Annotated in this window: 22 protein-coding genes; 12 read left to right on the top strand and 10 right to left on the bottom strand. The window is 47.8% G+C overall.

The annotated features are described in order from the left end of the window. Positions 1 to 20: 20 nt before the first annotated feature. From phoB to MRK00_14160, 3 genes are all read right to left on the bottom strand, one after another. Complete coding sequence (gene phoB, locus MRK00_14170; protein MDR4518512.1) at positions 21 to 755, bottom strand: phosphate regulon transcriptional regulator PhoB; 735 nt, start codon at positions 753 to 755, stop codon at positions 21 to 23. A gap of 220 nt (positions 756 to 975) precedes the next feature. After that, positions 976 to 1,653, bottom strand: a complete 678-nt coding sequence (locus MRK00_14165; protein MDR4518511.1) for a HAMP domain-containing histidine kinase — start codon at positions 1,651 to 1,653, stop codon at positions 976 to 978. Between the two features lie 32 nt (positions 1,654 to 1,685). Further along, a complete protein-coding gene (locus MRK00_14160) occupies positions 1,686 to 3,281 on the bottom strand; it encodes a response regulator (protein MDR4518510.1) in 1,596 nt (531 codons plus the stop codon). Between the two features lie 321 nt (positions 3,282 to 3,602). On the opposite strand from MRK00_14160, the gene MRK00_14155 reads away from it, so the two are divergent. From MRK00_14155 to MRK00_14120, 8 genes are all read left to right on the top strand, one after another. Further along, positions 3,603 to 4,391, top strand: coding sequence for a DUF3450 domain-containing protein (locus MRK00_14155; GenBank protein ID MDR4518509.1), 789 nt, complete (start codon positions 3,603 to 3,605; stop codon positions 4,389 to 4,391). A 3-nt stretch (positions 4,392 to 4,394) separates the two neighbouring features. Beyond that, complete coding sequence (locus tag MRK00_14150; protein ID MDR4518508.1) at positions 4,395 to 5,924, top strand: MotA/TolQ/ExbB proton channel family protein; 1,530 nt, start codon at positions 4,395 to 4,397, stop codon at positions 5,922 to 5,924. 11 nt (positions 5,925 to 5,935) lie between these two features. Beyond that, the gene (locus tag MRK00_14145) at positions 5,936 to 6,562 is read left to right on the top strand and encodes a MotA/TolQ/ExbB proton channel family protein (GenBank protein ID MDR4518507.1); all 627 of its coding nucleotides are present in this window, start codon (positions 5,936 to 5,938) and stop codon (positions 6,560 to 6,562) included. 18 nt (positions 6,563 to 6,580) lie between these two features. Continuing rightward, positions 6,581 to 6,988 (top strand): biopolymer transporter ExbD, encoded by a 408-nt coding sequence (locus tag MRK00_14140; protein MDR4518506.1) that lies wholly within the window; start codon positions 6,581 to 6,583, stop codon positions 6,986 to 6,988. Positions 6,989 to 7,018: 30 nt separating this feature from the next. After that, a complete protein-coding gene (locus MRK00_14135; protein MDR4518505.1) occupies positions 7,019 to 7,669 on the top strand; it encodes an energy transducer TonB in 651 nt (216 codons plus the stop codon). A gap of 39 nt (positions 7,670 to 7,708) precedes the next feature. Then, complete coding sequence (locus MRK00_14130; GenBank protein ID MDR4518504.1) at positions 7,709 to 8,872, top strand: tetratricopeptide repeat protein; 1,164 nt, start codon at positions 7,709 to 7,711, stop codon at positions 8,870 to 8,872. Positions 8,873 to 8,915: 43 nt separating this feature from the next. Then, entirely contained in the window at positions 8,916 to 12,131 is a 3,216-nt protein-coding gene (locus MRK00_14125) for a TonB-dependent receptor (protein MDR4518503.1), read from the top strand. A gap of 204 nt (positions 12,132 to 12,335) precedes the next feature. After that, positions 12,336 to 13,931, top strand: a complete 1,596-nt coding sequence (locus MRK00_14120) for a hypothetical protein (GenBank protein MDR4518502.1) — start codon at positions 12,336 to 12,338, stop codon at positions 13,929 to 13,931. Positions 13,932 to 14,190: 259 nt separating this feature from the next. Here the strand turns inward: MRK00_14120 and guaD are convergent, their stop codons facing one another. Genes guaD through MRK00_14100 form a run of 4 tightly spaced genes read right to left on the bottom strand, consistent with a single transcriptional unit; the run spans position 14,191 to position 17,114 of the window. Next, on the bottom strand, positions 14,191 to 15,573 hold the full coding sequence (gene guaD / locus MRK00_14115; GenBank protein MDR4518501.1) for a guanine deaminase: 1,383 nt from the start codon (positions 15,571 to 15,573) through the stop codon (positions 14,191 to 14,193). Positions 15,574 to 15,608: 35 nt separating this feature from the next. After that, complete coding sequence (locus MRK00_14110; protein MDR4518500.1) at positions 15,609 to 16,088, bottom strand: cytochrome c; 480 nt, start codon at positions 16,086 to 16,088, stop codon at positions 15,609 to 15,611. A gap of 10 nt (positions 16,089 to 16,098) precedes the next feature. Beyond that, positions 16,099 to 16,650, bottom strand: a complete 552-nt coding sequence (locus tag MRK00_14105) for a DUF411 domain-containing protein (GenBank protein ID MDR4518499.1) — start codon at positions 16,648 to 16,650, stop codon at positions 16,099 to 16,101. Beyond that, positions 16,647 to 17,114 (bottom strand): cupredoxin domain-containing protein, encoded by a 468-nt coding sequence (locus MRK00_14100; protein ID MDR4518498.1) that lies wholly within the window; start codon positions 17,112 to 17,114, stop codon positions 16,647 to 16,649. The genes MRK00_14105 and MRK00_14100 overlap by 4 nt, the downstream gene beginning before the upstream one ends. Before the next feature lie 124 nt (positions 17,115 to 17,238). On the opposite strand from MRK00_14100, the gene ttcA reads away from it, so the two are divergent. Beyond that, positions 17,239 to 18,135: a tRNA 2-thiocytidine(32) synthetase TtcA gene (ttcA, locus tag MRK00_14095; protein MDR4518497.1), complete on the top strand. Its 897-nt coding sequence runs from the start codon at positions 17,239 to 17,241 to the stop codon at positions 18,133 to 18,135. Positions 18,136 to 18,172: 37 nt separating this feature from the next. On the opposite strand, the gene MRK00_14090 is transcribed toward ttcA, so the two are convergent. The 3 genes from MRK00_14090 to MRK00_14080 all read right to left on the bottom strand — a co-directional run bounded on the left by MRK00_14090 (position 18,173) and on the right by MRK00_14080 (position 21,133). After that, positions 18,173 to 18,760, bottom strand: coding sequence for a TlpA family protein disulfide reductase (locus MRK00_14090; protein ID MDR4518496.1), 588 nt, complete (start codon positions 18,758 to 18,760; stop codon positions 18,173 to 18,175). A 75-nt stretch (positions 18,761 to 18,835) separates the two neighbouring features. Next, entirely contained in the window at positions 18,836 to 20,788 is a 1,953-nt protein-coding gene (gene dsbD / locus MRK00_14085) for a protein-disulfide reductase DsbD (GenBank protein ID MDR4518495.1), read from the bottom strand. 24 nt (positions 20,789 to 20,812) lie between these two features. Then, positions 20,813 to 21,133, bottom strand: a complete 321-nt coding sequence (locus tag MRK00_14080) for a divalent-cation tolerance protein CutA (GenBank protein ID MDR4518494.1) — start codon at positions 21,131 to 21,133, stop codon at positions 20,813 to 20,815. Positions 21,134 to 21,415: 282 nt separating this feature from the next. Here MRK00_14080 and MRK00_14075 point away from each other — a divergent pair, with 282 nt between their 5' ends. The 3 genes from MRK00_14075 to MRK00_14065 all read left to right on the top strand — a co-directional run bounded on the left by MRK00_14075 (position 21,416) and on the right by MRK00_14065 (position 23,809). Beyond that, complete coding sequence (locus tag MRK00_14075) at positions 21,416 to 21,613, top strand: hypothetical protein (GenBank protein ID MDR4518493.1); 198 nt, start codon at positions 21,416 to 21,418, stop codon at positions 21,611 to 21,613. 57 nt (positions 21,614 to 21,670) lie between these two features. After that, positions 21,671 to 23,167, top strand: coding sequence for a glycerol kinase GlpK (glpK, locus tag MRK00_14070; protein ID MDR4518492.1), 1,497 nt, complete (start codon positions 21,671 to 21,673; stop codon positions 23,165 to 23,167). Between the two features lie 246 nt (positions 23,168 to 23,413). Beyond that, entirely contained in the window at positions 23,414 to 23,809 is a 396-nt protein-coding gene (locus MRK00_14065) for a hypothetical protein (protein MDR4518491.1), read from the top strand. Positions 23,810 to 23,964: the final 155 nt, after the last annotated feature.

Raw genomic sequence — 23,964 nt, 5'->3', positions numbered from 1 at the left:
AAACATTGAAAATCAGAAAATTAAAGTTGCTGCTCCTCACTGGCATCATACTCACTCGAAAACCGGTATCCGGTTCCTCTGACGGTTTGTACGAGGTCGTCTTTTCCGATTTTTTCGAGGACTTTGCGTAAACGGCGGATATGGACATCGACGGTCCGGTCTTCGATAAAGACGTGATCGCCCCAGATACGGTCGAGCAGTTGTGTGCGGGTATAGACGCGTTCTTTATGCGCCATAAGGAAGTGCAACAGCCGAAATTCGGTGGGGCCAAGTTTGACTTCGGTGGGTTCTGAAGGGTTATTGTCAAGATACGCAAATACACGGTGCTGCGTAGGGTCGATTTTGAGCCCACCGGCTTCAATAATTTCATCCGATATTTCAGGTACGCGCCGGCGCAGTACCGCCTTGATGCGTGCGATCAGTTCGCGTGGCGAGAACGGTTTGGTGATGTAATCATCCGCACCTGCTTCCAGTCCGGTGATCTTGTCTTCCAGTTCGACCTTCGCCGTCAGCATAATGATTGGCACGGTTTGCGTGCGTGTGTTGCGCCGTAAATGGCGTGCAAATTCGATGCCGCTTGAATTCGGCAGCATCCAGTCGAGCAGCACAAGATCCGGTAATATATTATTGATCATGACCGCAGCCTGTTCGGCATTGGTTGCACAGACTGGCGTCAGCCCGGAGTTTTTTAAGTTGTAAGAAATGAGTTCCTGTATTGCCGGTTCATCTTCCACGACCAATACGGTTATAGACATTTGAGAAACTCCATCTAGTTTTTATTGTGTATTACGGTATATATTTGGTACATCATGGCCCATAGGTCCAGGTAATTAATCACTGGTTTTATGCGCAGCGTTCAGAGATACTATAAAAATTAGATTACAGTTTTGTGACAATCGAATGAACGGTGTGTTTTACGATGAAATAGATTGCAGGGTTGTTTCTAAAAATAATGTGTGATCAGGAATATAGATATTATGGTAGATCGATAGAAATGCAGCCGCCGCCACTGATTCCTTCATTGCTGATGGTTATGGCGCCCGATTTTCCATTATTCTGGTGCATTTCTGCGGCAATTTCCGAGAAATATAATCCGAGCCCGGTATTGCTGGATGTAAAACTGAAATTTTTCTGCTGACCCGATGTGCGTGAGTGTAATACTTCCTCCGGGTAACCGTTGCCGTCGTCCTTGATTTGCAAAATGAACCGATTGTTTTCGGTGTAGGCGGTGATCTCGATGGCTGATTGTGCATGAGCGTATAAATTGTTCATGATATTGGTGATCGCGCCATTGATCAGTTCACGGTCGATATACCAGTATAATTCATCCGTACATTGAATTGTGATGGAAATATTTTTTTGTGCAAATAATGGAAAATACAGCTCCAGAGATTCGTTTAAAAAATCCTTGATTCCTGTTTCTGTAATATTGGCAAAATAGTGTGCCTGTTCAATGCGATACAGCACCAGTAATTGAATCAAATGGCTGCTAATGCGTTTGCCGTGATACTGTAATTGCTCCAGTTCGGATTTGTTTTTTTTATCTGCAGTAACGGCGCTGATTTCGTCAATTTTGTTGATCAACAGGGTGAGTGAATTTTTGACATCGTGAACCGAACTGGCCAGTATGGTTGAGAAGTCGATTGTTTTCATCTTTGAATCATTGGCTATGATTGCTTCTTTTATCAGGCTGCCTGGCTGTTGAGATCTTCGGCCAGTTTGACTAATTGAAAGTATTTCTGGTTTTGCGGATCGATTTTATGGCCTTGCTCCAGTAGCTGTTTGGATAAAGGTAGGTATTTGCCTATCTCGCCCGTTTTTTTCATCTGCTGAATCATGGAATAAGCAGCGTTAAAATTAATCGTTGCATTATTCGGCATGCCTTTTGCGGCCTGTATGAAGAAATCTATCGATTGCTCGAGTTTGCCATCCTTGGCCAGTTTAACGCCTTCATTATTGATTTTTACGATTTCCTGTTTTGAGCTCTGAATCAGTTTATTACCTTCTTCGAGTTTGCCGGCTTTTTCGTACAGGTCACGGACCTGATTCAACAGGTGTTCATTTTCGAAATGGTTACTGACGAGTTGTTTGACAATGTCACCGGCCATTTCAAGATTATCCACGGCTAGACAACTCTGCGTAACGTCAAGTGCAATTTGCGGACTCATGTTTTCGGGTTGCGATTTAATAAGACTGTTTACAGTTTTCAAATATTCACTGCACTTATCCAGTTCATTGGTTTCACGACAAAGAATCGAGCTGGCAATCGCTGCATGCAATCGCGTATCAGGATTGTTTTTAAAATCTTTCTGCAAACTCTCGATCGATTTAAAGGCTTCCTCGGTTTTTCCCTGGTTTATCATGGATTTCGTCAAACCGGAAAGGTCTGACATGTTGCCAAAACAGGAATGCTTGCCTTCCATAATTGCATATTCATATGCCTTTTCGGCAACTTCATAGGCGCCATTCTGGAGGGCAATTTCGCCGAGTTTTCGTTGCCTGACAGGTGACTTGGGTGATTTCTCAATGGCCTGTTCCAGTAGTGTTTGGCAACGGTCCAATTCACCTTGTTTCTCCAGTGTTGCGGCCAGCCAGTCGAGGGCAATTACATTTGCCGGGCTATCCTTAATCAATGATTCAAATTGCAGTTGTGCCTGAAAATAGTTACCTTTCTGGAAATATATCTGGCCCAATGCCTGTCTTACCCAGGGAATATTTCTTTCATCCAGAAGCGATTTATAAAAATCTTCAGCGTCATCAATTCGGCCAAGTTTATAAAGCAAATCACCTTTGGTTTTCAGGATTTCCGTTTGACCGCCAGTTTTTTCCTGAAGTTTTTGTTCACATAATGCAGTCGCTTTGGAATAATTTTTGTCTTTAATTGCATTAGCAATCTCTTTAAGGCTGGATTTTTTACGTAAGGCTTTTTCCAGGCGATTCTGTAATTCTGACGGTGTAAACGGTTTGGAGATGTAATCGTCGGGTAAATAATCAATCGCGCCCATGACCATTGTAGAAGTGTTTTCAGCGGTAATGATGATGAAAATCGCGTTGTAACCGATCAGGTTACGATGACGGGCTTCTTCGAGAATCTGTTGCCCATCTTTTCCGCCGCCGAGTTTGTAATCGCAAAAGACTATATCAAATCGTTGTTTCTCAAGCAATTCAATAGCTTCCTTGCCGTTTCTGGCCATGACAATTTTCTCGGGCATTAATGGTGAGAGAATGTCGCGGACAAGAAGACGCATTTTGTCGAAGTCTTCAATGATTAAAACGGACATGTTTTTTAAATTGAGAATATTCATAGATGGTTATGTTTCTTGTTATAACAGTTGGTTAACAATACATTCGATGTGAATGAATAACGACCAGATAGGTATTTTCTTGATTATTCGCTGTAATCCGGAGATTTTTATAAACACCATGAATCTGCTTGTCATAATTTTCAGTCAACCAGTAATCCTGCTACGCAACAATTCATATCGTTGTCATAAAACTGCAACATTCACTCAGTAGGATTCGAGCATGAATAGCCAGCAGACTGGATGTAACTGAGGTTTGATCTGTCTGGCGTTAAGCGATTTATAAGTTACTGAGTTTAAATGAATGAATTTATGTTGAAATATTCGTGGATATCTTTTATCCGGATGTTGGTTTTGTTATTGGCGGCATGGTTTATACCTGTGGCAATTGCGAAAGCGTCGAGTCTGGAGAATCTGGCGCAGTCGCTGGCAAAAATCCGCGGTGAAGTTGAAGCCTTGCAGACTGAACTGGATCTGGAAAAAGAAAAACATGCCAGCAGGATTACCTCGTTGTCGTCGCAACTGGCGGATTTAAGTGTTGAGGAACGCAGGCAAAACACGGCGATCGAGAAACTGGAGCATTCGCTTGCGAAATTATCGGAAGCCTCACTGCAGGCCGAGCAATCCGGCGAGCAGTTAAAACCGATTTTGCTTAAGGTGCTGGCCGCTTACAAGCACTATGTTCTCACCGGATTTCCGTTCAAAATCGAAGACCGGATCAAAGCGATTAAAACACTCGAAGACAATCTCACCAATCAACTCGTTGATCCCAATAAGGCAGTCAATCAGGCATGGGCATTGATTGAAGATGAAATACGCCTGAGCAAGGAAAACGGTCTTTATCAACAAACCATTTCGCTGGATGGAGAGAAAGTGCTGGCTGACGTGGCAAAGCTCGGCACGGTATTTTTGTTTTTCCAGACGCGTGACAACAGGGCGGGAATGGCCAGAAAATCCGAAAACGGTGCGTGGAAATTTGAGGCGGCAAGTGCTACTGGCGACATACAGCGTATTGCAAAGTTGTTTGATGCACTCAAAAAGCAAATCCGCCAGGGCTATTTTGAATTACCCAATCCACTCAGCCAATAAAAAATGAACAAGTTTTTATCCCCGTTATCGATTCTGGCAATTGTAATTCTATTTGCCGGTGTTTCCGTTTCGGCGCATGCCGAAGAATCTGTCAGTGTGGCGTCCGAACCGGTTGCAGCGCCCGCACCTGCGGCAGAACCTGCGAACGGCGCAAATGCGCAGCAGTCATCGCCGGCACAACAAAAAATAGATCTGGAAACCGCGTACAAACGCGAATATGCATTTCTGGCGGCGCAAAAAAGGGAACTGACGGAACGTTTAAGGCAGTACAAATCGAGTACTCAAGGCGAAGACCGTACCCTGAATCAACGAATCAGTGTATTGGAGCGCGGTTCAGTCGAGCGATCCGCCAAAATTGACCAACTCAATGCGCAGCTGATTGAGGCGGAACGTAGCGAAGCGGCGGCATTGGAGCGCAGCGATGCGCTGGAGATCACCTATGCACAGGCAAGCGTTACGCTAAAAAACCATGACATCGAGTTGCCTGCGTCATTGATGGAAACGGCAGGCAATGACGTTAAAAAAGTGGCGCAAATCTTTAGCCAGGGGTTGTCGATACTGCGCAAGCTCAGCGCAATCCAGGCCGCGCCAGGTGAATTTTTTCTTGAAAGCGGTCAGCAGACCCAGGGCAGCATTATCCGGTTGGGCAATATTGCCGCCTATGGCATAAGCGCTGATGGCAGCGGCATACTGGTTCCGGCGGGCGACAATCATTTCAAAATCTGGCGTGAACCCGGCGCCGACAGCGCGATCGCACTCAGTAAAAACCAACAGCCCAAGACGCTGCAACTGTTTATATTCGAGTCACGCACACAAGCCATCGATGAAATGGCGGAAAAAACCGTGCTTGAAATCATCAACTCAGGCGGCATCATCGGCTGGGTCATCGTGGGTCTCGGTGGACTGGTGGTGTTGCTGGTATTTGTGCGGATTTATCTGCTGCGATCAAACAGCGCGAATACGCAGCAGATTTCCGATCAGGTGATACAACAGGTCATAGACGGCGATCTGGAAGGCGCGAAAAAAAGCTGTGAAACCGATTCTTCCGCCATAGCACGCGTTTTATCCAACACACTGCGTCATCTCAAAGACGACCGCGATCACATGGAAAGCGTCGTGCATGAGGCGATTTTACGTGAATCCGGCGCGCTGGACCGTTTCGGTTCCGCCATTTTAGTGATTGCCTCGGTTTCCCCGTTGCTGGGTCTGCTTGGCACCGTGACCGGCATGATCGCCACCTTTGATGTTATCACCGAGTTCGGCACCGGCGATCCCAAGTTACTGTCCGGCGGTATATCGATAGCGCTGGTGACGACCAAACTGGGTTTGATTGTGGCTATTCCGGCGCTGCTGGTGGGTTCGGTTTTATCGGCATGGGCGAGGAATATCAAACGGGATATGGAGCACTCGGCGCTCAGAGTGACCAATGCCTTTCTGGGCAGACCGGTATCGGAACCGGAGCCGCCGCAAGACAATGATAAAACGTTTACGCCAAACCCTGTGACGCCGGCAGTGGGTAATCCGGCAGTCTAGGAAACAGTGACATGTCTGTAAACGTTCATGACTATCTTCTGCTGGTTCAGGAATTGTTCGCTGCTGGCGGCTTCGTCATGCCGCCGCTGTTTTTATGCGCCCTGCTGCTCTGGTACGGACTGGGTTACCGCTATTGGGCGCTGAAATCGAAACGATCCATGACGCTTTACGACATATTGGATGTATACAGCCGGAACAGCAATCAAACACCCTGCAGCATCGTTGAGCAGGCCGTTCAACAAGGCGTGTTACTGAGAAAGCGCAATGTCAAAAGCCTGCGGCGTTATCTGGACGAGTTTTTTTATGGCTATTTGAAGGAAATCCGGAAATTCTCGGTGATGACCAAAACAATCGTCATCATATCGCCGCTGCTCGGACTGTTGGGCACGGTAACCGGCATGATCGAAACCTTCGACTCATTGGGATCGATGTCCCTGTTTACCCAGTCTGGCGGTATTGCAGGCGGCATATCGCAGGCGCTGATATCGACCCAGACAGGCCTGGCTGTTGCCATTCCGGGCATGCTCTTTCACAGCATGCTGCATAAAAAACAGCAGAAAATCGAACGTGAATTATTACAGATCAGAGAGCTGCTGTGCGTGCACTCAGCACCACTGGCGCAGCCATTAAACCATTAATCAAACAGGATTTTTACCATGCAATATCACGACGATCCGATAGAAACCGACGCAACCATCGATATTGGTCCGATGATCGATATCGTTTTTATCCTGCTGATCTTTTTTATGGTGACGACAACATTTGTCAAGGATATGAAACTCGAACTCGAACGGCCCAAGGCGAGTAGCGCGGTAGCGGCTTCGAGCAAGGCGATTCGCCTTTTTGTCGATCAGCATGGCGACACCTATCTCGATGGCGAACCGGTGCGCATGTGGCTGATACAAAGCAAATTACGTGATCTATTAAGCACATCGACCAGCAAAGTGGTTCTGGTGGTGACAGACGAAGGTGTTCCGGCGGGCAAACTGGTTGAAGTAGTCGATCAGGCGCGCTTGTCGGGCGCGGAAAGTGTGGGTGTGGCAACCAAGAAAGAAGCGGGGTAACCAATCATGCAGGCAATAACGACAACGACAATGACAACAACACAGCATTCTAAATTTAACAGTAAACACCGGGCTGCGATCGTATCAATGCTCATTGGCCCGGTGCTGGTTTTTAGCCTGATTCTGGCGATGAATCAGTTTATCGGCAAAGTTGACAAGACGCCGGTGCAGGAAGTCACCGAAATCGCCATGGTCAAACAAATTCAGGAAGAACCCAAGAAAGAAATCAAAAAAGTGGAGCCGCCAAGACGCATCACCCCATCTCAGGCGCCAGCGCCTTTTACCGGTCTTGATACCGCACTTTCGGGAATCGATCTTGGACTGCTGGGGTTGAACGCCGGGCAGATTGGTGAACTCGACGATTCGCTCATCGGCAATACGGGCAATGCCGTCATGACCGCTGATCTGGTCGATGTGCCGCCAAGAGCGGTTTCGCAAGGCAGCTTCAGGTACCCACCGTCGGCCAAAAAGAACGGTATCAGAGGGTATGTGGTTTTATCGATACTGGTCAGCGAGAAAGGCTCGGTAGACCAGGTTCAGGTGCTCGAGTCCAGCCCGTCCGGGGTATTTGACGCAGCGGCATTACAGGGTATCCGTTCGTGGCAGTTTGAACCGGCAAAATATCAGGGTGATGTCGTCAGGGTGTGGGCAAAGCAGCGGATTCGTTTTGATTTGTCGTGATCGGATTGAGTATTCAGACTATCAAGCTGTAGGCGCCTTATGTTTCTGAGAATCCGATGCCTAACCCTGTTCAGCATGGTTGTCTTGCTGGGGATGTTGAACGGCATAGTCTGGGCAGATGAAAACCGGACACAGTCGAGCGATTTTCTGGAACTGGCAGCGGTGATGCTCCGGGACGGTCACAGCGACCGTGCCTTGCTCGCCTTGCAGAGTGTCGATCTCGAAGATGAAAAAACCGATTTGGCGCGGTTTTATACGCTGCAGGGCCTGGCGTATTTGAATCTGAACGATTTCATTGCGGCCAAAGACAGTTTGCAGCGGGCCATTCAAAACGGACAAACGGAAACCGTTATTTTTGTTTATCTGGCGCAGGCGCACTATGCGCTCAAGGAATACCAACACACAATCCAGGCGATAGGCAAATCCGGCGAGCATGCCAGCAGAGCCGACCTGATCGTATTAAAAGCACAGGCCTACTGGCATCTGGAAAAACCCGATGCCGCCATCAATACACTCATTGAAGGGCAACGCTTGTATCCCCAGGATTACAGCTTTCTCAGACGCCAGGTGTTTTATTTTGTCGAGCTTGAGCTGTTTCATGAAGCGGCTCAACTGGGCAGGCGATACCTGGCGCAATCGAAAGCCGCCGCAGAAGATTATATCGCCATAGGCAATGCGCTGCGGCTGAGCAGGCAGTACCAGGAAGCGCTGGCGATACTTGAAATTGCCCGATTGCAATTCCCGAATAACGAAATGGTTGCGAAACTGCTCGCACACACGTATCTTGATCAGGGACAGCTCAATTCGGCGGCGTTCATTCTTGAACAGGCGGCATTACTGAATCCGGAGCTGCTGTCGGAAGCCGCAGAAGTTTACCGCCGTGCAAACCGCTTTCATAAGGCCCTGACGCTGAATGAAGGCGTGCGGGATCAATCGGTCAAGTTCAAGCAACGCTTGTCTATTCTGCTGGCGCTCAAGCAGTACGAGCGCGCCGCCAACATGGAATCCAGCCTGTACCGCACGGGACTGCTGGAAGACCAGCATGTACGTTACGCGTTGGCGTATGCCTATTTCTCCAGCAACCGTTTTCCACAAGCGCATAAACACCTGGAACATTTGACCGAACCCGAACTCTTCAGAAAAGGTATTGAGCTGCGCCGGTTGATGCAAATGTGTAAAGAAGAACCGTGGAAGTGTTTATAACAGTCAAATCAAATCCAGCATTCTGTCCGGTCAGCCCCGCGTTATGAACAAATTCCTGATAATTTTATACCATCTGGCTATTTCATTGATGGTCATGCTGATCAGTGCGTCTGCCTGGGGAGAATCCGGCAAAGCGGAGCTGGCTGAATTCTCGATTTATCTGTTTCAGGAAGGATTGCCGATCGCCGATGCGGAACTGACCATACTCAGCGTGGACGACGGTCAATCAGGGCTGTTGCCCGAATCGGATCTGCCTGCCGTTATCGACTGGCGCGGCAATGGCGGCGCAACCGTTAAAACCGGCGACAGCGGCAGTGTTGCGGCAAAGCTGCCGCCCGGCAGCTACCATATGAAACTGAATACCGGCGGGCAGTCGTTTGAATTCGACCTGCCGTTGCGGCCGGCTGAAAACGTACAAATCCTGTTGACGTTTTATCCCGATGGCCGCGAACCGCAATTGAATATCGAAAGTTCGGTTACCGGCACCATGGCCGGCGCTGACGCCATGGCGGAAAAGCCGGTGGTTGAAGGCGACGGTTTGATGAGTGTAAAAGTGATTTCAATTGAAACCAACCGGCCGGTCAAGGATGTACAGGTATTTGTCAGCGGTTTGCAGCAGCAATTCAGGACAAATGATGAAGGCCTGCTTCAGGCAGAAATCCCGGTTGGCAGCTACAGTGTTTCATTATTGCACCCGGCATTCAGCAGCCAGACACAGGATGCGGTGGAAATTACCAGGGACGAGACAACCGAGCTCGCATTCAGCCTGACACCGGCAGGCGTGGAACTCGCCGAATATGTGGTGCTGGAACCGCATCTGGCGGGCACACTGGCCTCAGTTATCGAGGAACAAAAAACATCGACGGAAGTGACAACCGTGCTGGGCGCCGAACAGTTCACCCGTAGCGGCGATTCGGATGTGGCAAGTGCGCTCAGAAGGGCTTCCGGTTTAACACTGATCGGCGGACAGTTTGTTTTTATCCGCGGTCTTGGCGAACGTTATTCTTCCACGCTGGTGAACGGTGCTGCGGTACCGAGTCCGGATCCGACCCGCCGCGTCGTGCCGCTCGATCTCTTTCCGACCAACTTCCTGGATAACGTAATGGTGCAAAAGACCTATTCAGCCGACCGGCCCGGTGAATTTGCGGGCGGTACGCTGGAAATGCGCACGCGGGGCATACCGGATGAATTCTTCTTTAATATCAGTGCGAGCACGGGGTTCAATGACAGAGCCACCTTTGCCGACGGCCTGTCCTATAAAGGCGGCGGGCTTGACTTTCTGAGTTTTGACGATGGCGCGCGTGATTTACCGGGTTCACTGGCTGCCGCGACTGCCAATGGCGGCACCATCCAGCCGCAGACACTGTTTAACCCGAATGGGTTTACTGCCCAGGAAATTGAAGCCTTTGGCGAAGATCTGTCCGGTGTCTGGGACGTGACCGAGAAACCCGTGGGGCCGGACAGAGGGCTGGATGTGGCGATGGGCAATGTATTCAATAGGGGGGATTTCAGGGCGGGGTTTATCGCTGCGGGCGGCTGGAATCAGCAATTCAGGAAACAAAATGAAATCAACCGTGAATACACGCCAACCACCGGCAGCGATGAGCTGCGCATGATTCAGGATTTCGATACCCGGCGCTCGCTGCAGTCCATGGAGCTCAACGGTTATCTGGCGGCGGATATCGAATACAAGGACAATCACCGCATATTCACGCGCACCATGTTTTTACGCCAGGCCGTCGATGAAGCGCGGATTGCTCAGGGATTTACCGACGCCGAAGTGACCGATATCCGCCGCACCAAACTGTGGTTTCTTTCCAACCAGTTATTTACGCAGCAGGTCGGCGGCAATCATCAGTTCAACTGGGCGAAAGATCTCTCGGTGAACTGGCTGTACACCAATGCGACCGCCAACCGGGATCAGCCCAAGTTGCGCGACTACCGGTTCGATGAAATGGTGGACGGCAGTTTTGCGTTATCGCGCCGCGCGGACAGCAACCAGACGACGTATGCCACCCTGACCGACAAGGATGAAAGCTGGCGTATGGACGTCAAACTGCCGCTGGAATTCACGCCCGCCCACAAAATGGCGTTGCATGGCGGTTTCATCACGCAGGATAAAGCGCGCAATTCACGCATCCAGCGTTTTGCATTCTTCCCGGTCGGACCGCTTGGCTCTGAACAGGCGATCCTGGCCCAGTCATCGCTGGAATCGATCCTGAAGCCGTCCAATATTGGTACCGACGGTTTCCAGTTACGCGAAACCACGCGCCCCACCGACAGTTACAACGCAACGCAGAAGCTGTTGTCCTACTACGGAAAAATGGATTACACGCTCTACGACCGTTTCAATGTCACCGGCGGGGTTCGGTGGGAAAACAACGATCAGTTTGTCGAGACCTTCCAGAACGTCGCCAACAGCAACCAGTCGGTCATCAGCACCATCAACCGCACCGACATGCTGCCTTCGGTAACCAGTACAATGTATATTTCCGACAAGCAGCAACTGCGCGCGGGTTTCAGCCAGACGCTCTCGCGCCCCGATTTCAGGGAACTGTCGCCGGCGCCGTTTACCGATCTGAACACCAACCAGGAAACAACCGGCAATCCTGACCTGAAACAAACCGCCATTACCAATTACGATGTGCGCTGGGAATATTATCTGTCGCCCAATGAAAACCTGATGGCGAGCTTCTTCTGGAAAGACCTGACACAACCGATCGAACTGGTCACATTGCCCGGCACCGCAGGCCTGCAGACGTATCAGAACGCCGACAAGGCGCGGGTATACGGATTTGAAGTCGAAATGCTCAAAGGGCTTGGGTTTATCCATCCGTGGCTGGAGAATTTCTATGCCGGCGGCAACTACACCTGGTCGAGCTCCAATGTCAAACTGAATGCCGAAAATCTCGGTGCGCAGACCACCAATAACCGTCAGTTACAGGGTCATTCCGCGCAAATCTTCAACTTCCAGATCGGTTACGAAAATCCCGCCTGGAAATCTCAAATGACCCTGCTCTACAACGTCACCAGCAAACACATCGTCTCCGCCGGCCTGCTCGGCGCGCCGGATAAATATCAGCAGCCGTTTCATCAGCTCGACTTCGTCTATAACCAGTCGATCAATAAATGGCTGTCTGTGCGCCTGAACATGCAGAACCTGCTTGATGACGATGTGTTGATCCTGCAAGGCGGTGAACTTACACGACAGTTCCGCAGAGGTCGGCAGTTTAACCTCGGCGTGAGAATGAGTTTCTGAGCAAAAGTTCAGATTCTGACAATCGTCAATTGATTAAACGTGCGAATTGCCTTGGTATGATCGGCGTGATTTATGTCCTATCCGAGCAGTTGTAAATATGTACCACGCATGTTAAGCCATTCATCACGATGTAACATGAATGTCATATTAGGTTGGTAAATTAGTCTTGCCAAAATTTCATAAATAATTAACTTGGAGATAAAAATGGTAAGGTTAAAAAACAAACATACAGGGCTCGCGGTTATTTCGGCATTTATGCTTGGCATGTCTGCTACAAACAGTTTTGCGGCGTCGGCTACTTTCAACCCTTCAACGAGAATCGTCGATATGCCCGTTGTTGAAGTATTAAATGGCGCATCATCGGCATTTTTTGATGTGCAATTGCAAATTGACGGCAATGCGCTGAAACTGATTTCAGCCAGTCCGATTCCAGCAACAAAGTCAGCTGACCGCGCCGTATTCGATTTTGCGACGACAGCTTTACACATCCCTTCAATTACGGTGGGCGCGAATGATTTTTATGCAAAACTCAAATTGATACCGGGAACAAATCGCTTTTCGGTTGAACAACTGGTTAGCAACAGTTTCCAGGGCTGTCCGGGTTTTTCAGCGCAGGGTCCTGTTGAAGGGTCTTGTATTTTGAGCGGCGAGTATAACCAGGACATCACGCTGACGAAAAATATCCAGTGGATAGTTTCCGGCGGTGTATTTATTGGCGGTGACAAAACCAACAGCGCAACGCTGACGATTAATCCGGGTACGCAAATTTTCGGACAGCAGGGCGCCGATTTTTTGTGGATCAGGCGCGGCTCTAAAATCATGGCTGAAGGCACTCCGAATAAGCCGATTGTCATGAGCGGTGCGTCGCAACAGGCGGCTGGCGAGTGGGGCGGCCTGGTGATCGCCGGCAATGCGCCGGTCAACGGCTGTAATGCAGGCGTGAATCCTTGCGAAGTGCCGTTTGAAGCGGTTACTTCCGAATCCTTTGGCGGCAACAATCCAAACGACAACAGTGGAGTGGTCAAATATACCCAGATCCTGTTTGCTGGCTTTGCCGTGCGTCCGAATGAAGAGCTCAATGGCCTGACGCTCAATGGCGTTGGCGCTGGAACCGTGCTTGAATTCATTCAGGTACATCAGGGACTCGATGATGGGGTTGAAATGTTTGGTGGCACAGCGCAAATGAAATATATGGTACTGACCAATAATGGCGATGACAGTCTCGACTGGGGCAGCGGCTGGACCGGCAAAGCACAGTTTGTATTGATCAAGCAGGCTTCCAATGACGGTGACCGTGGTATTGAAGCCGACAACAATGAAGTCAACAATGACATAGAACCCCGGGCAAAACCAGTGTTATCCAACATGACTATCATTGGCGGATCGGCAGGCACGCAAGGTATTCTGCTGCGCCGCGGCACCGGTGCCAATATCTGGAACACGGTGATTTCCGGCTTCCAGAACTGCATTTCAATCGATGGTGAAGCCACATTTCTGAACGCAGGTGCACCCGGCAATCTGAGCGGTGAATTGACCATCAACAATTCTTTTGTTCATGGCTGCGCAACCAATTTCTTGGACGGCCCAGGCGCTACCTTCACAACAGCCGACTGGTTCACGTCACAATCGGGTAACAGCCTTGAAGATCCGCTGTTGAACGGGTACCTGCCCGCTTCAGGTTCGGCTTTAACACTCGGCGGCGTTCCGGTAAACGATTCTTTCTTTGATCCCGTCGATTATGTCGGCGCATTCAAAGATGCCGATGACGACTGGACTCAGGAATGGACGTTTGATTTCTAAAGCCAGAAATATACTATCAATCTGATATTGTCAGGCGCAGCGTTACCGTAACGTTAGCGCCTTTCATTCACTCCGGAATTTCCATTAAGGGCACCTCTAAAAATTCAGAGTTTTAAACAAGACGAGGCGAGAGCAGAAAATATTGACGCAGCATATGATTGACATGTAAGGAGATATTTTTTGTGAACAACAAAGTATTGTGACAAAGTATGGATTTTTAGAGATGCCCTTAAGATTTTTCCTGATGGAAATTCCAGCTTTACATGCCAGTTGTTTTCTCAATCCAGCGTCGCCCCATTAAATAAACCGCTTCAATAGCGCGATCGTCCGCAAGCATCATAATCGCAAACAGGCGTTCGGCAAGAGACTGTGTATTTTGCAGGCGAAACCTGAGCAGGGGCGTTGCCTCAGGATTCAAAACAATAAAATCGCCTTCTTTTCCCGGTTGCAGCGAACCCAGCTTATCGTCCAGATGTAGTGCGCGCGCAGCACCCAGGGTTACCAGATAAAAAGCTTTAAAAGGCGTCAAGGAAATTTCATTTTTCGGCAAGTCGACATTGGTTTTTTGTAACTGTGCAATTTTATAGGCTTCGTTCATGGTCTGGAGCATCGAGAAGCTGGTGCCAGCTCCGATGTCAGTGCCCAGGCCGAGTTGAACAGTATGGTGTTGCGCTTTCCTGAAGTTGAATAAACCGCTGCCGAGAAACAGATTTGAAGTCGGGCAAAAGGACAATGCAGCGTTTTTTCTTGCAAGCAATTCAAATTCGTCGTCAGTTAAATAAACACCGTGTGCAAAAACTGTTCTGGGCCCGACCAGACCAAAATCTTCATAAATGTGCAAATAACTTTCAGCCTTAGGAAAAAGATGCCTTGCCAGCGCAACTTCGTTCGGATTCTCGGAAACATGCGTTTGCAAATAAACGCCCTCGTATTCGTCATACAGTTTAGCCGCCACAGCAAGTTGCTCCGGGCTCGAGGTAATCGCAAAGCGCGGAGTTACGGCATAGTGCAGCCGGCCTTTGTTATGCCAGGCATCGATCAGCATGATACTGTCGGCAAAGGCGGTTTCCGGGGTATCCAGTAAACCATCCGGCGCGTTGCGGTCCATCATGACCTTGCCGCCGATGATACGCATGTTCAATTTTTCGGCTTCTGTAAACAGGACATCTACAGAGTTTTTATGAACGGTGCCGAAAACCAGAGCCGTTGTGGTGCCGTTACGTAACAGTTCGTTGAGAAAAAAACGGCTGACTTTATGTGCGTATGATTTGTCTGCAAACTTTGACTCAGCCGGATAAGCGGTTTGCTCGAGCCACTGAGCAAGCTGTTCGCCGTTTGTTGCGATGATTTCGGATTGTGGATAATGAATATGGGTATCAATCAGGCCGGGCAGTATGAATTTCCCGCTGAAATCGATTATTTCATGCGCTTTAAGCTGATACCTGGCTTGTATTTGATCGGCGTTGCCGACGTCAAGTATATGGCCGTCATTACCCAGCAGCAGGATGCCGTCAAAAAAATACTGATAGTCTTTCAGCGGCTCGGGTGCCGTACCTGGGTCATCGGTGAGGAAGAAAATGGAGCCGCGGACAGCCTTTGGAATGCAGTCAGTGATTTGCGTTCCAGCTAAAGAATCTTGCATGAATTATGCTGCGTTGCAATCCGGTCGAACGTTTTTTATTTGTCTTCAAAATTTTGATACCAGGTAGCGTATATCTCATCAGGCCACAAGGATTTGATCCAGACCACAACATCATCCACCTGCTGCTCTGTCAATTTGTTTTCCCAAGCGGGCATGGTGCTGAATTCCGGTGGACCACCTTTAAGAATGGTTTTTTTCAGTACTGCAGTCGAATGGTGCCATGCATGCGCCGTTCCATTCAACGGCGGAGGTGGAAATCTGCCGTCGGCACCCGGTTTGCGCCAGTCTGTAGTGCCTGCCGCCTTCTTTCCATGGCAGTTTTCGCAGTTTTCCTGAAAAACAATTTCTCCACGTTGGACCTGGACGGGATCAAAATTTCTTACCACCCGCTCAGTATTCTGGTTAAGAATATCTTTAAGCGAACGAGTTTCAGATTGACTGGCTTCTTCGCAACCGGCGATAGCAATCATGCAGGCAATGATGGAGCCTCTTAGCAACATAATACGTAACAGCATTATGGTTCGATTAATTATTCAAACGCATAATGGAAGAGGCACCTTCAGCGTTGCTATCGGGTGCTGTAACAGGGGCCTGCGGCATGGCTTTCTTTGCGTAAGGATCATAGCGATTGTAAATTTCCGCGTCCCTGCGCGTATCGCCCGGATTGTTGACTTTCAATACATTGTAGGGGTCGACGCGACTGCCTTCCATGCCGGGTGAGCCGTGCGGCATATCAGGTACAGCAAGCCCCAAGGCATCCGGTTTTTCCCTGAGAAAGCGGATAATATCAGGAGCCGGTATATGGCCTTCCATGACATAACCATTAACCAGGGCGGTATGGCAGGAACCCAGTGTTTCAGACATGCCTACTTTTTTACGAATTTCTTTATTACCGACATCTTTGGTAATAACCGTAAAACCGTGATCACGCATATGATCAACCCATTTAGAGCAGCACCCGCAAGTTGGGCTTTTATACACTTCGACAGTTGTCGTTGCAATCGCATTCGGTACAAAACCGAATAGGACGGCAGTTAAAATTGATCCGGTTAGAAATGTAGCTATCTGTTTTTTCATTTTTTCTCCACGTAAATTGTTCCACGCATACCCTTGAAATGACCAGGTAATGGGCATGCAAACTCAATTGTGCCCGCGTGATCAAAATGCCAAACCAATTCTTTCGTCTCACCGGGTTCTAACTGGATTAATCCCGGTTCGGAATGATTTTTATCAGGAAACATGCGCCTCATTTTGGCGGCTATTTTTAGATCTTTTTTTGTTCCTATGAGCATTTCATGCCGATGATCCCCACCATTCTTTACAACAAAGTTGATCGTTTCGCCTTCAGCAACCTCTATTTCATTGGGCAAAAACATATTATCCAGCTGCGTCAGTTTGATAATTCGGGTGACTTTTGCGGAATCACCCGGCTCGCCGATACCATTCTTTACATTGATCTCAATGCGCGACACGTTTGCAAAGGGGCTGGTTGAAAACAGAACAAACGCCGCCAATGATATAATTAATATGGATTTGATCATTAAGATTTTCTCATAAATTATTCAGAGTCTTTTTTTATCCGGCCACCGTTAGAAAACATTAATGCTAAATTGTTCCAGTTATTTTGTCTATTATACTGCACCCGTCACAGGGCATTTCCGATAAATGTTACCTAAAAAAGCACTTTATAACGCCAACAAACTACAGAAACGCCTCAGAAGGCAGGTCGGCACCGCGATTGCTGATTTCAATATGATCGAGGCCGATGACATTGTCATGGTTTGCTTGTCCGGCGGAAAAGACAGTTATGTGCTGCTGGATATTCTCATGAATTTACAGGCGCATGCACCTTTGCCGTTTAAACTGGTTGCTGTTAACCTGGATCAAAAACAACCCGGATTTCCAGAAGATGTATTGCCCGAATACTTGAGCAAAATCGGCGTGCCTTTCCGAATTGTAGAACAGGATACATACAGCGTTGTGAAGCGTGTTATTGCAGAGGGAAAAACCACTTGCAGTCTGTGCTCAAGGCTGCGGCGCGGTGTCCTGTATCGTGTCGCCAGCGAATTGGGCGCAACCAAAATCGCTCTGGGTCATCATCGGGATGACATCCTGCAAACACTTTTTCTGAATATGTTTTATGGCGGGAAACTCAAAGCCATGCCGCCCAAGTTGATCAGTGACGATGGCCGGCATATAGTCATACGTCCGCTCGCTTATTGCAAGGAAAAAGATATCGCCGCATATGCCGCACGTGTTGCTTTCCCGATTATTCCGTGTAATTTGTGCGGATCGCAACCCAATCTTCAGCGGCAGGTGATTAAGGAAATGTTGCAGCAATGGGACAAACGTTTTCCCGGCAGACTGGAAACCATGTTCAGGGCCATGCAAAACATCCAATTATCTCATTTGGCCGATACGTCCCTTTTTGATTTCAAGGGATTGAAAACGCAAGACACGCCATTTGCCAACGGCGATACAGCTTTTGATGAAGAGTCCTTTGAGCCATCTATTGAAGAAATGATGTATCCACTACTCGGAAACGCTGAAAATTCAAATTAGCTTCTGAGCAAACACCCATTTCACGAACTGAAAAGTGTTATATTTCGGCGGCGTGCTCTGTGGTCTGCGCGTGTTCTTTTAGCAGCGGCAGAATACTCTTTTCCATTGTTTTCTTATGAACACGGCCTAAAAAGGTGTCCGTAATATTGCCCTGTCTGTCAAAAACAACCGTATAGGGAAGTACAGACATCTCATTGCCTGCCGCTTCAGCCAAAGACATCGCACCCAACCCCCCAATCAGCACGGGATAATTGATGCCAAATTCCCTGCTGTAAGCAACGACTTTGTTTTCCTGGTCAATAGCAATGCCAACAAAAATCAGGCCCTGGTCTTCATATTCGCGTTGCAGTTCGATGAATTCCGGTATTTCTTCCCGGCACGGTGTGCACCAGGTCGCCCAAAAATTTACGACAATCACATTTCCCTGCCATTGGGAAACCGGTTGCGATACACCTTCAATATCGGGAAGATTTGCGGCTAAAATAACCTGTGCGCCTTGTTTACTTATTTCTTCAGGCAGCGGCGGTTGAGGGCCGTCCATGAAATAAGCGCGAAACCAAACGCCTGCCGACAAGGCAACAATTGCTGCAGCGGCAAATAAAATGATCTGACTCAATTTGGGCATTGTGAATCCTTTAGAAATAGCAAGTATCTGATGAATTTGTTTTGTTGTTCTGATTATGCGGATAATACGGTTCTTTTAGGTCAGTACAGCGTTTAATACTGTCAGGAAATCATCTTTATTCAAAAATCCGATGACACGGATATCCGGTATCTCGTTGCCTTGACGGTCGATAAACAGAATTCCAGGCGGTCCGAACAGGTTAAAGCGTTTGAGCAATGCGGCATCATCCGCTGTACCGTGGGTCACGTCAACCTGAAGCAGAACTACATCTTTCAGTTTTGTTTGTACTTTTGCGTCTGACAGCGTAAATCGTTCCATTTCCTTGCAGGAAATACACCAGTCGGCATAGAAATCCACCATGACATATTGATTATTGTTTTTGGCCTGGAGAATATATTCATCCAGTTCGGCAATACTTTTAACGCGCTGGAAGGGGATATGGCCGTTTGAATTATACGCTGCATTGTCTCCGTATCCTGATGCCGAGCTGGCAATATTGAATTTGGATAAAGGCTGCAATACATCGCGGCTTCCCGACAAAACGCCAATCAATAACGCGACACCAACCAGCAATGCCATGACGCCAACGCCTTTGAGAAATTTACTCAATCCGGACGCGCGTGGCGGCAAAGGATCGATTGCATGCAAATAAATCGCTGAAATTATGAGCAACGTCGCCCATAGCAACATGTGCATCACTTCATTAATGACCGGAGAAATGATCCAGATAGCCACAGCGAGCAGCAATACCCCAAAAAACTGCTTGACCGATTCCATCCACGGGCCCGTTTTAGGCAGCAGGGCGCCGGCCGAAGCACCCAATAGTAACAACGGGACACCCATGCCCAAAGCCATTACAAACAGTGCCGAACCGCCCAAAATAACATCCCGAGTCTGACTGATATACAGCAATGCACCAGCCAGCGGAGCTGCGACACATGGGCCCACGATCAACGCGGATAAAGCGCCCATGCCAAAAACACCTGTCAAATGCCCGCCTTTCAAATGCCCGGCTTCTTCGGACAACTTGCTTTGGATGCTGCCGGGCATCTGCAATTCATAAAACCCAAACATTGACAGGGAAAGCAACACAAAGACAATTGCAAATGTGCCTAAAACCCAGGCATTCTGAAGTGCGGCCGACAGCATCGCGCCGGATAAGCCTGCAATTACACCGGCAATCGCATAAGTGATCGCCATGCCGAGCACATAAGCCAATGCCAGCACAAAGCCTCGCCTTTTTGTCAAATGTTTGCCTTTTCTTGCAATTATTCCGGATAAAATTGGAAACATGGGGAAAACGCAGGGTGTAAAGGCCAGTAACAGGCCAATGCCAAAAAAACCGCTCAAAATCAACCAGAAATTGCCGGTTTCGAACATGCGGTCAATTTTATAGGCTTCGGTCTCTATAACCGGTGTTCGTTGCGATGACCGCGACGGTATCTGGAACAGATCCGAGGCCGCATCATAGGGGGCAGCGGTTGCCTGGCCACTGACCGCATTGGCTACTGCATCAATCGCCTGCAAGGCGGGCAGCGTCAAATCAAAATCCTTCTTGATCGGTGCGTAGCATACGCCGACAGGCTCATTACAGCCTTGATAGGTCGCCGTAAGCGACAGCGGTTGTTCAATTGACGAAGCTTCCCGCTTTAATGAAATAACTGCCTGGATCGGTTCATAATAGACTTCGACATGACCAAAAGTCAGATCTTCCTTCATCTTGCCTGCGGGCAGCGTTACTTTTTCAATGAAGATGCTGGTTTCTTTTGGCTCAAACGCGATTTTGTCGCGATAAAGATAATAATTCTTTGCGGGTGTGAATTGCGCAATCAGCGTTTTCCCATCGCGGACTTCAAGTGACATCTTGAATGCTTCATCAGGCGGCAGCAGTTCCTGGGAATTTTGTTGTCCCAGCGTGATGCCGAGCTCCTGCAATTTGGAAAACAGGCTGAAAGTACCGCTTTCCTGAGCAACCGCATTGGTGCTCGTTAATGAAAATAATAGCAATAAAATCGATAATAAATGCATATGAACGTACTTTGTATTCAGTTTTTATGGTCTTGTTTCTGCAATAATCCACTGCAAATAAGCAGGCATGCCACCGGTAATAGGGACAATTATCACTTCGGGTAGTTCATACGGATGCATGGACTTAATCAGTTCCTCAACCTGCTTATAATGCTTTTGCCGGGTCTTGATGAAAACAGGTGTTTCGTCAGCCGACTCTGTCACATCCTGCCAGCGGTAAATGGATGTGCAAGTGTTCATAATATTGACACAGGCAGCCAGTTGTTCGTCAATCAACTTATGCGCAAGTTTTGACGCGCTTTCCTTATCGGGAAAATTGGTTAATATCAGTATAGCCTCTGTCATGACTTGAACTCATTATAAATCGATTAATTTTCTTTGTCCTCAACAGGTTTTTATCAGGCCTGCGGTTTGCATAATTCCTGGAGTAAAAATAGAGATAAAAACCATTCTAAGTGTTTTGGTGCTTAAACAATCAAACAAGTACTCCACCGGTGTATTTCAAACCGGATATGATCTGCTGCCATAATCAATTCATACAATTAATCCTTGCATCAAAACAGTTTTATTGCGCAGAATAGAATATCGAATTATAAATTTATTTGAATAAAACAGGAATGCAGAACGATGAAACGTTTTTTTCTATTAATACAGGTGCTCGCGATTTTAACGCCGGTCACGATTTTTTTTGGCTATATCATTTTGGATGAAGGCGACCAGTTTACCGCAGAGCACTACATGATAACAGGCCTGAGTGCACTGCCTTTCGTGATTGCAATGCTGGTCAAGTTTTTGATGGTCGATGTTGATAAAAAGTCTGATTAAGATATTGTATTTCGATTGCTGCCCGACTGTCTTGAATAGATTGATTTTTTATATATCATGAGCTTGCCGCATAACAAGGCAGTACTGGCAATCGATCAGGGGACAACCAGCACGCGCGCCATTCTGTTTTCTGTCAACGGTGAAATACTTTCAATCCGGCAAAGAGAACTGGCGTTGCATTATCCGCATAAGGGGTGGGTTGAACAACATCCAGAAGCCATTTGGCAAGACACCTTATGGACCTGTCGAGGGGTCATCAATGACGCACAGCATAACGATATCGAAATCGCAAGTCTTGGCATAACAAATCAGCGCGAAACGACTTTGATCTGGGATCGAAGGACAGGGGAGCCGGTTTACAACGCGATTGTCTGGCAAGATCGCAGAACAACAGATTTCTGCAATTGCCTTAAAGATTTGGGTTATGAAAAAACAATCACCGAGAAAACCGGGTTGCTCATTGATCCCTATTTTTCAGCGAGCAAAATTTCCTGGATACTGGATTATATTCCAGGTGTAAGAGCCCGGGCAGAAAAAGGCGACCTGGCATTCGGCACTGTCGATTCGTTTTTATTGTGGAAACTGACAGAGGGCAGGGTGCATGCAACCGATATTACCAATGCCGCACGGACGATGCTGTATAACATCACCGAACAAAAATGGGATGAAGCGCTGTTGGAAATTTTCAATATTCCTGCCGCCATTTTACCGGATGTCAAAGACAATGTTGCTACGTTCGGTACAACAAAATCCGAATTTCTTGGCGCATCCTATTCCATTGGCGCCATGGCCGGCGACCAGCATGCTGCGTTAATTGGACAGGGTTGTTTCACACCGGGTATGATAAAAGCCACCTACGGCACGGGTTGTTTTGCCCTGATGAATGCCGGAGAAAATTTCAGAATCTCAAAAAACAAGCTATTGACGACAATCGGCTACCGCATCAATAACAAAATCTGTTATGCGCTTGAAGGTTCGATTTTTACCGCTGGAGCGGCCGTCCAGTGGTTGCGGGATAACCTCGGCTTGCTTGTTGATGCGCCGCAAAGCGAAGCAATTGCGCACTCTGTGCCTGACAGCAATGAAGTCTATTTTGTTCCGGCCTTTACAGGACTTGGCGCACCGTACTGGAAACCCGAAGCACGGGGGGCAATCACAGGAATCAGCCGCGAAAGTAACGCTGCCCACATCGTACGTGCTGCGTTGGAAGCGCAAGGTTATCAAAGCCGTGACATGATTGAAGCGATGGAAGCTGAATACAGTGATACGCAACTTACGGGAATACTGCGTGTGGACGGCGGAATGGCAGGAAACGCGTTTGTTTGCCAGTTTCTGGCCGATATGTTGAATCGAACGGTTGAAATCCCAGAAGTCATGGAAAGTACCGCCTGGGGGGTTGCCGCATTGGCCTGTTTGCACAGCGGACTGTTTAATGAACTGGATGATATTTCCAGAAACTGGATTTGCGCCCGTCGTTATCAACCACAGATGGCCAAAGCCGACAGGCAAGTACTGTATGACGGATGGCGAAAGGCTGTTAATTCAGTTTTATAAAACCATACGATTTGATAAATTCAGCATCTGCACTCAGTAATTTCAAAGTCAGAAACCCTATTTCACCCATGTTCTCCATTGCGTGTATTTACTAGTGGCATGGATTGCACGGCATCACAAATTACCACAGCATTCTCTATCTAATAGTTTCACTTAGACGAATATAATTGTTTCCCCAATATACTTCACGCTTTGATTTTTTTAGACTAGCCAACACGTCGAAAGTCAAAAAAAGGAGCTATTATCATGAAAACAGAAACAGTTCTATATTCAACCATGGCATTAATCATCACCTTTATCATTTTTGCCGCGCCGACAAGTTCTTTTGCTTCAGAATTCGATTCAACTGCATCAAACAGTCAAGACAATGTTGATCATACTGCTCTGGCAAATTTCTATGAAAACCAAGCCAAAGAAATGCAGGCTAAAATAGAGGAACAGGTTGAAGCATTGAGTCACAAGCCACGCAGCAGCTTTTTTGGTAAGCATGGCAAAAATATTAGAAAACACGTGGAATTTAAAATCGACCAATTAGAAAAAGAAGCCGAAGATAATTTACAAAAAGCGGCTTATCATAAAAATATGGCTGCAGAGCAATCAGGTCGCCCTGCATACGCAGAAACGGGCAAAACTAAAGGCTAAATTATTGCCCTTATGTGTAATCAATAAAAACAGCCCAAGTAAAGTGCTTCCTGTTGTGGCCTTCTAATTGGTGTCTTTTTGCAAACCCACCTCGGTGGGTTTTTTTTATTGGCATTAAAAAACTGATTTTCTCGAAATTTTTCTTGTCTCTTCGT

This window comes from Nitrosomonas sp. (assembly GCA_031316255.1).
Taxonomy (GTDB): domain Bacteria; phylum Pseudomonadota; class Gammaproteobacteria; order Burkholderiales; family Nitrosomonadaceae; genus Nitrosomonas.
Note: the sequence above shows the minus strand (reverse complement) of the source record. Positions and strands in the feature narration are given on the sequence as shown.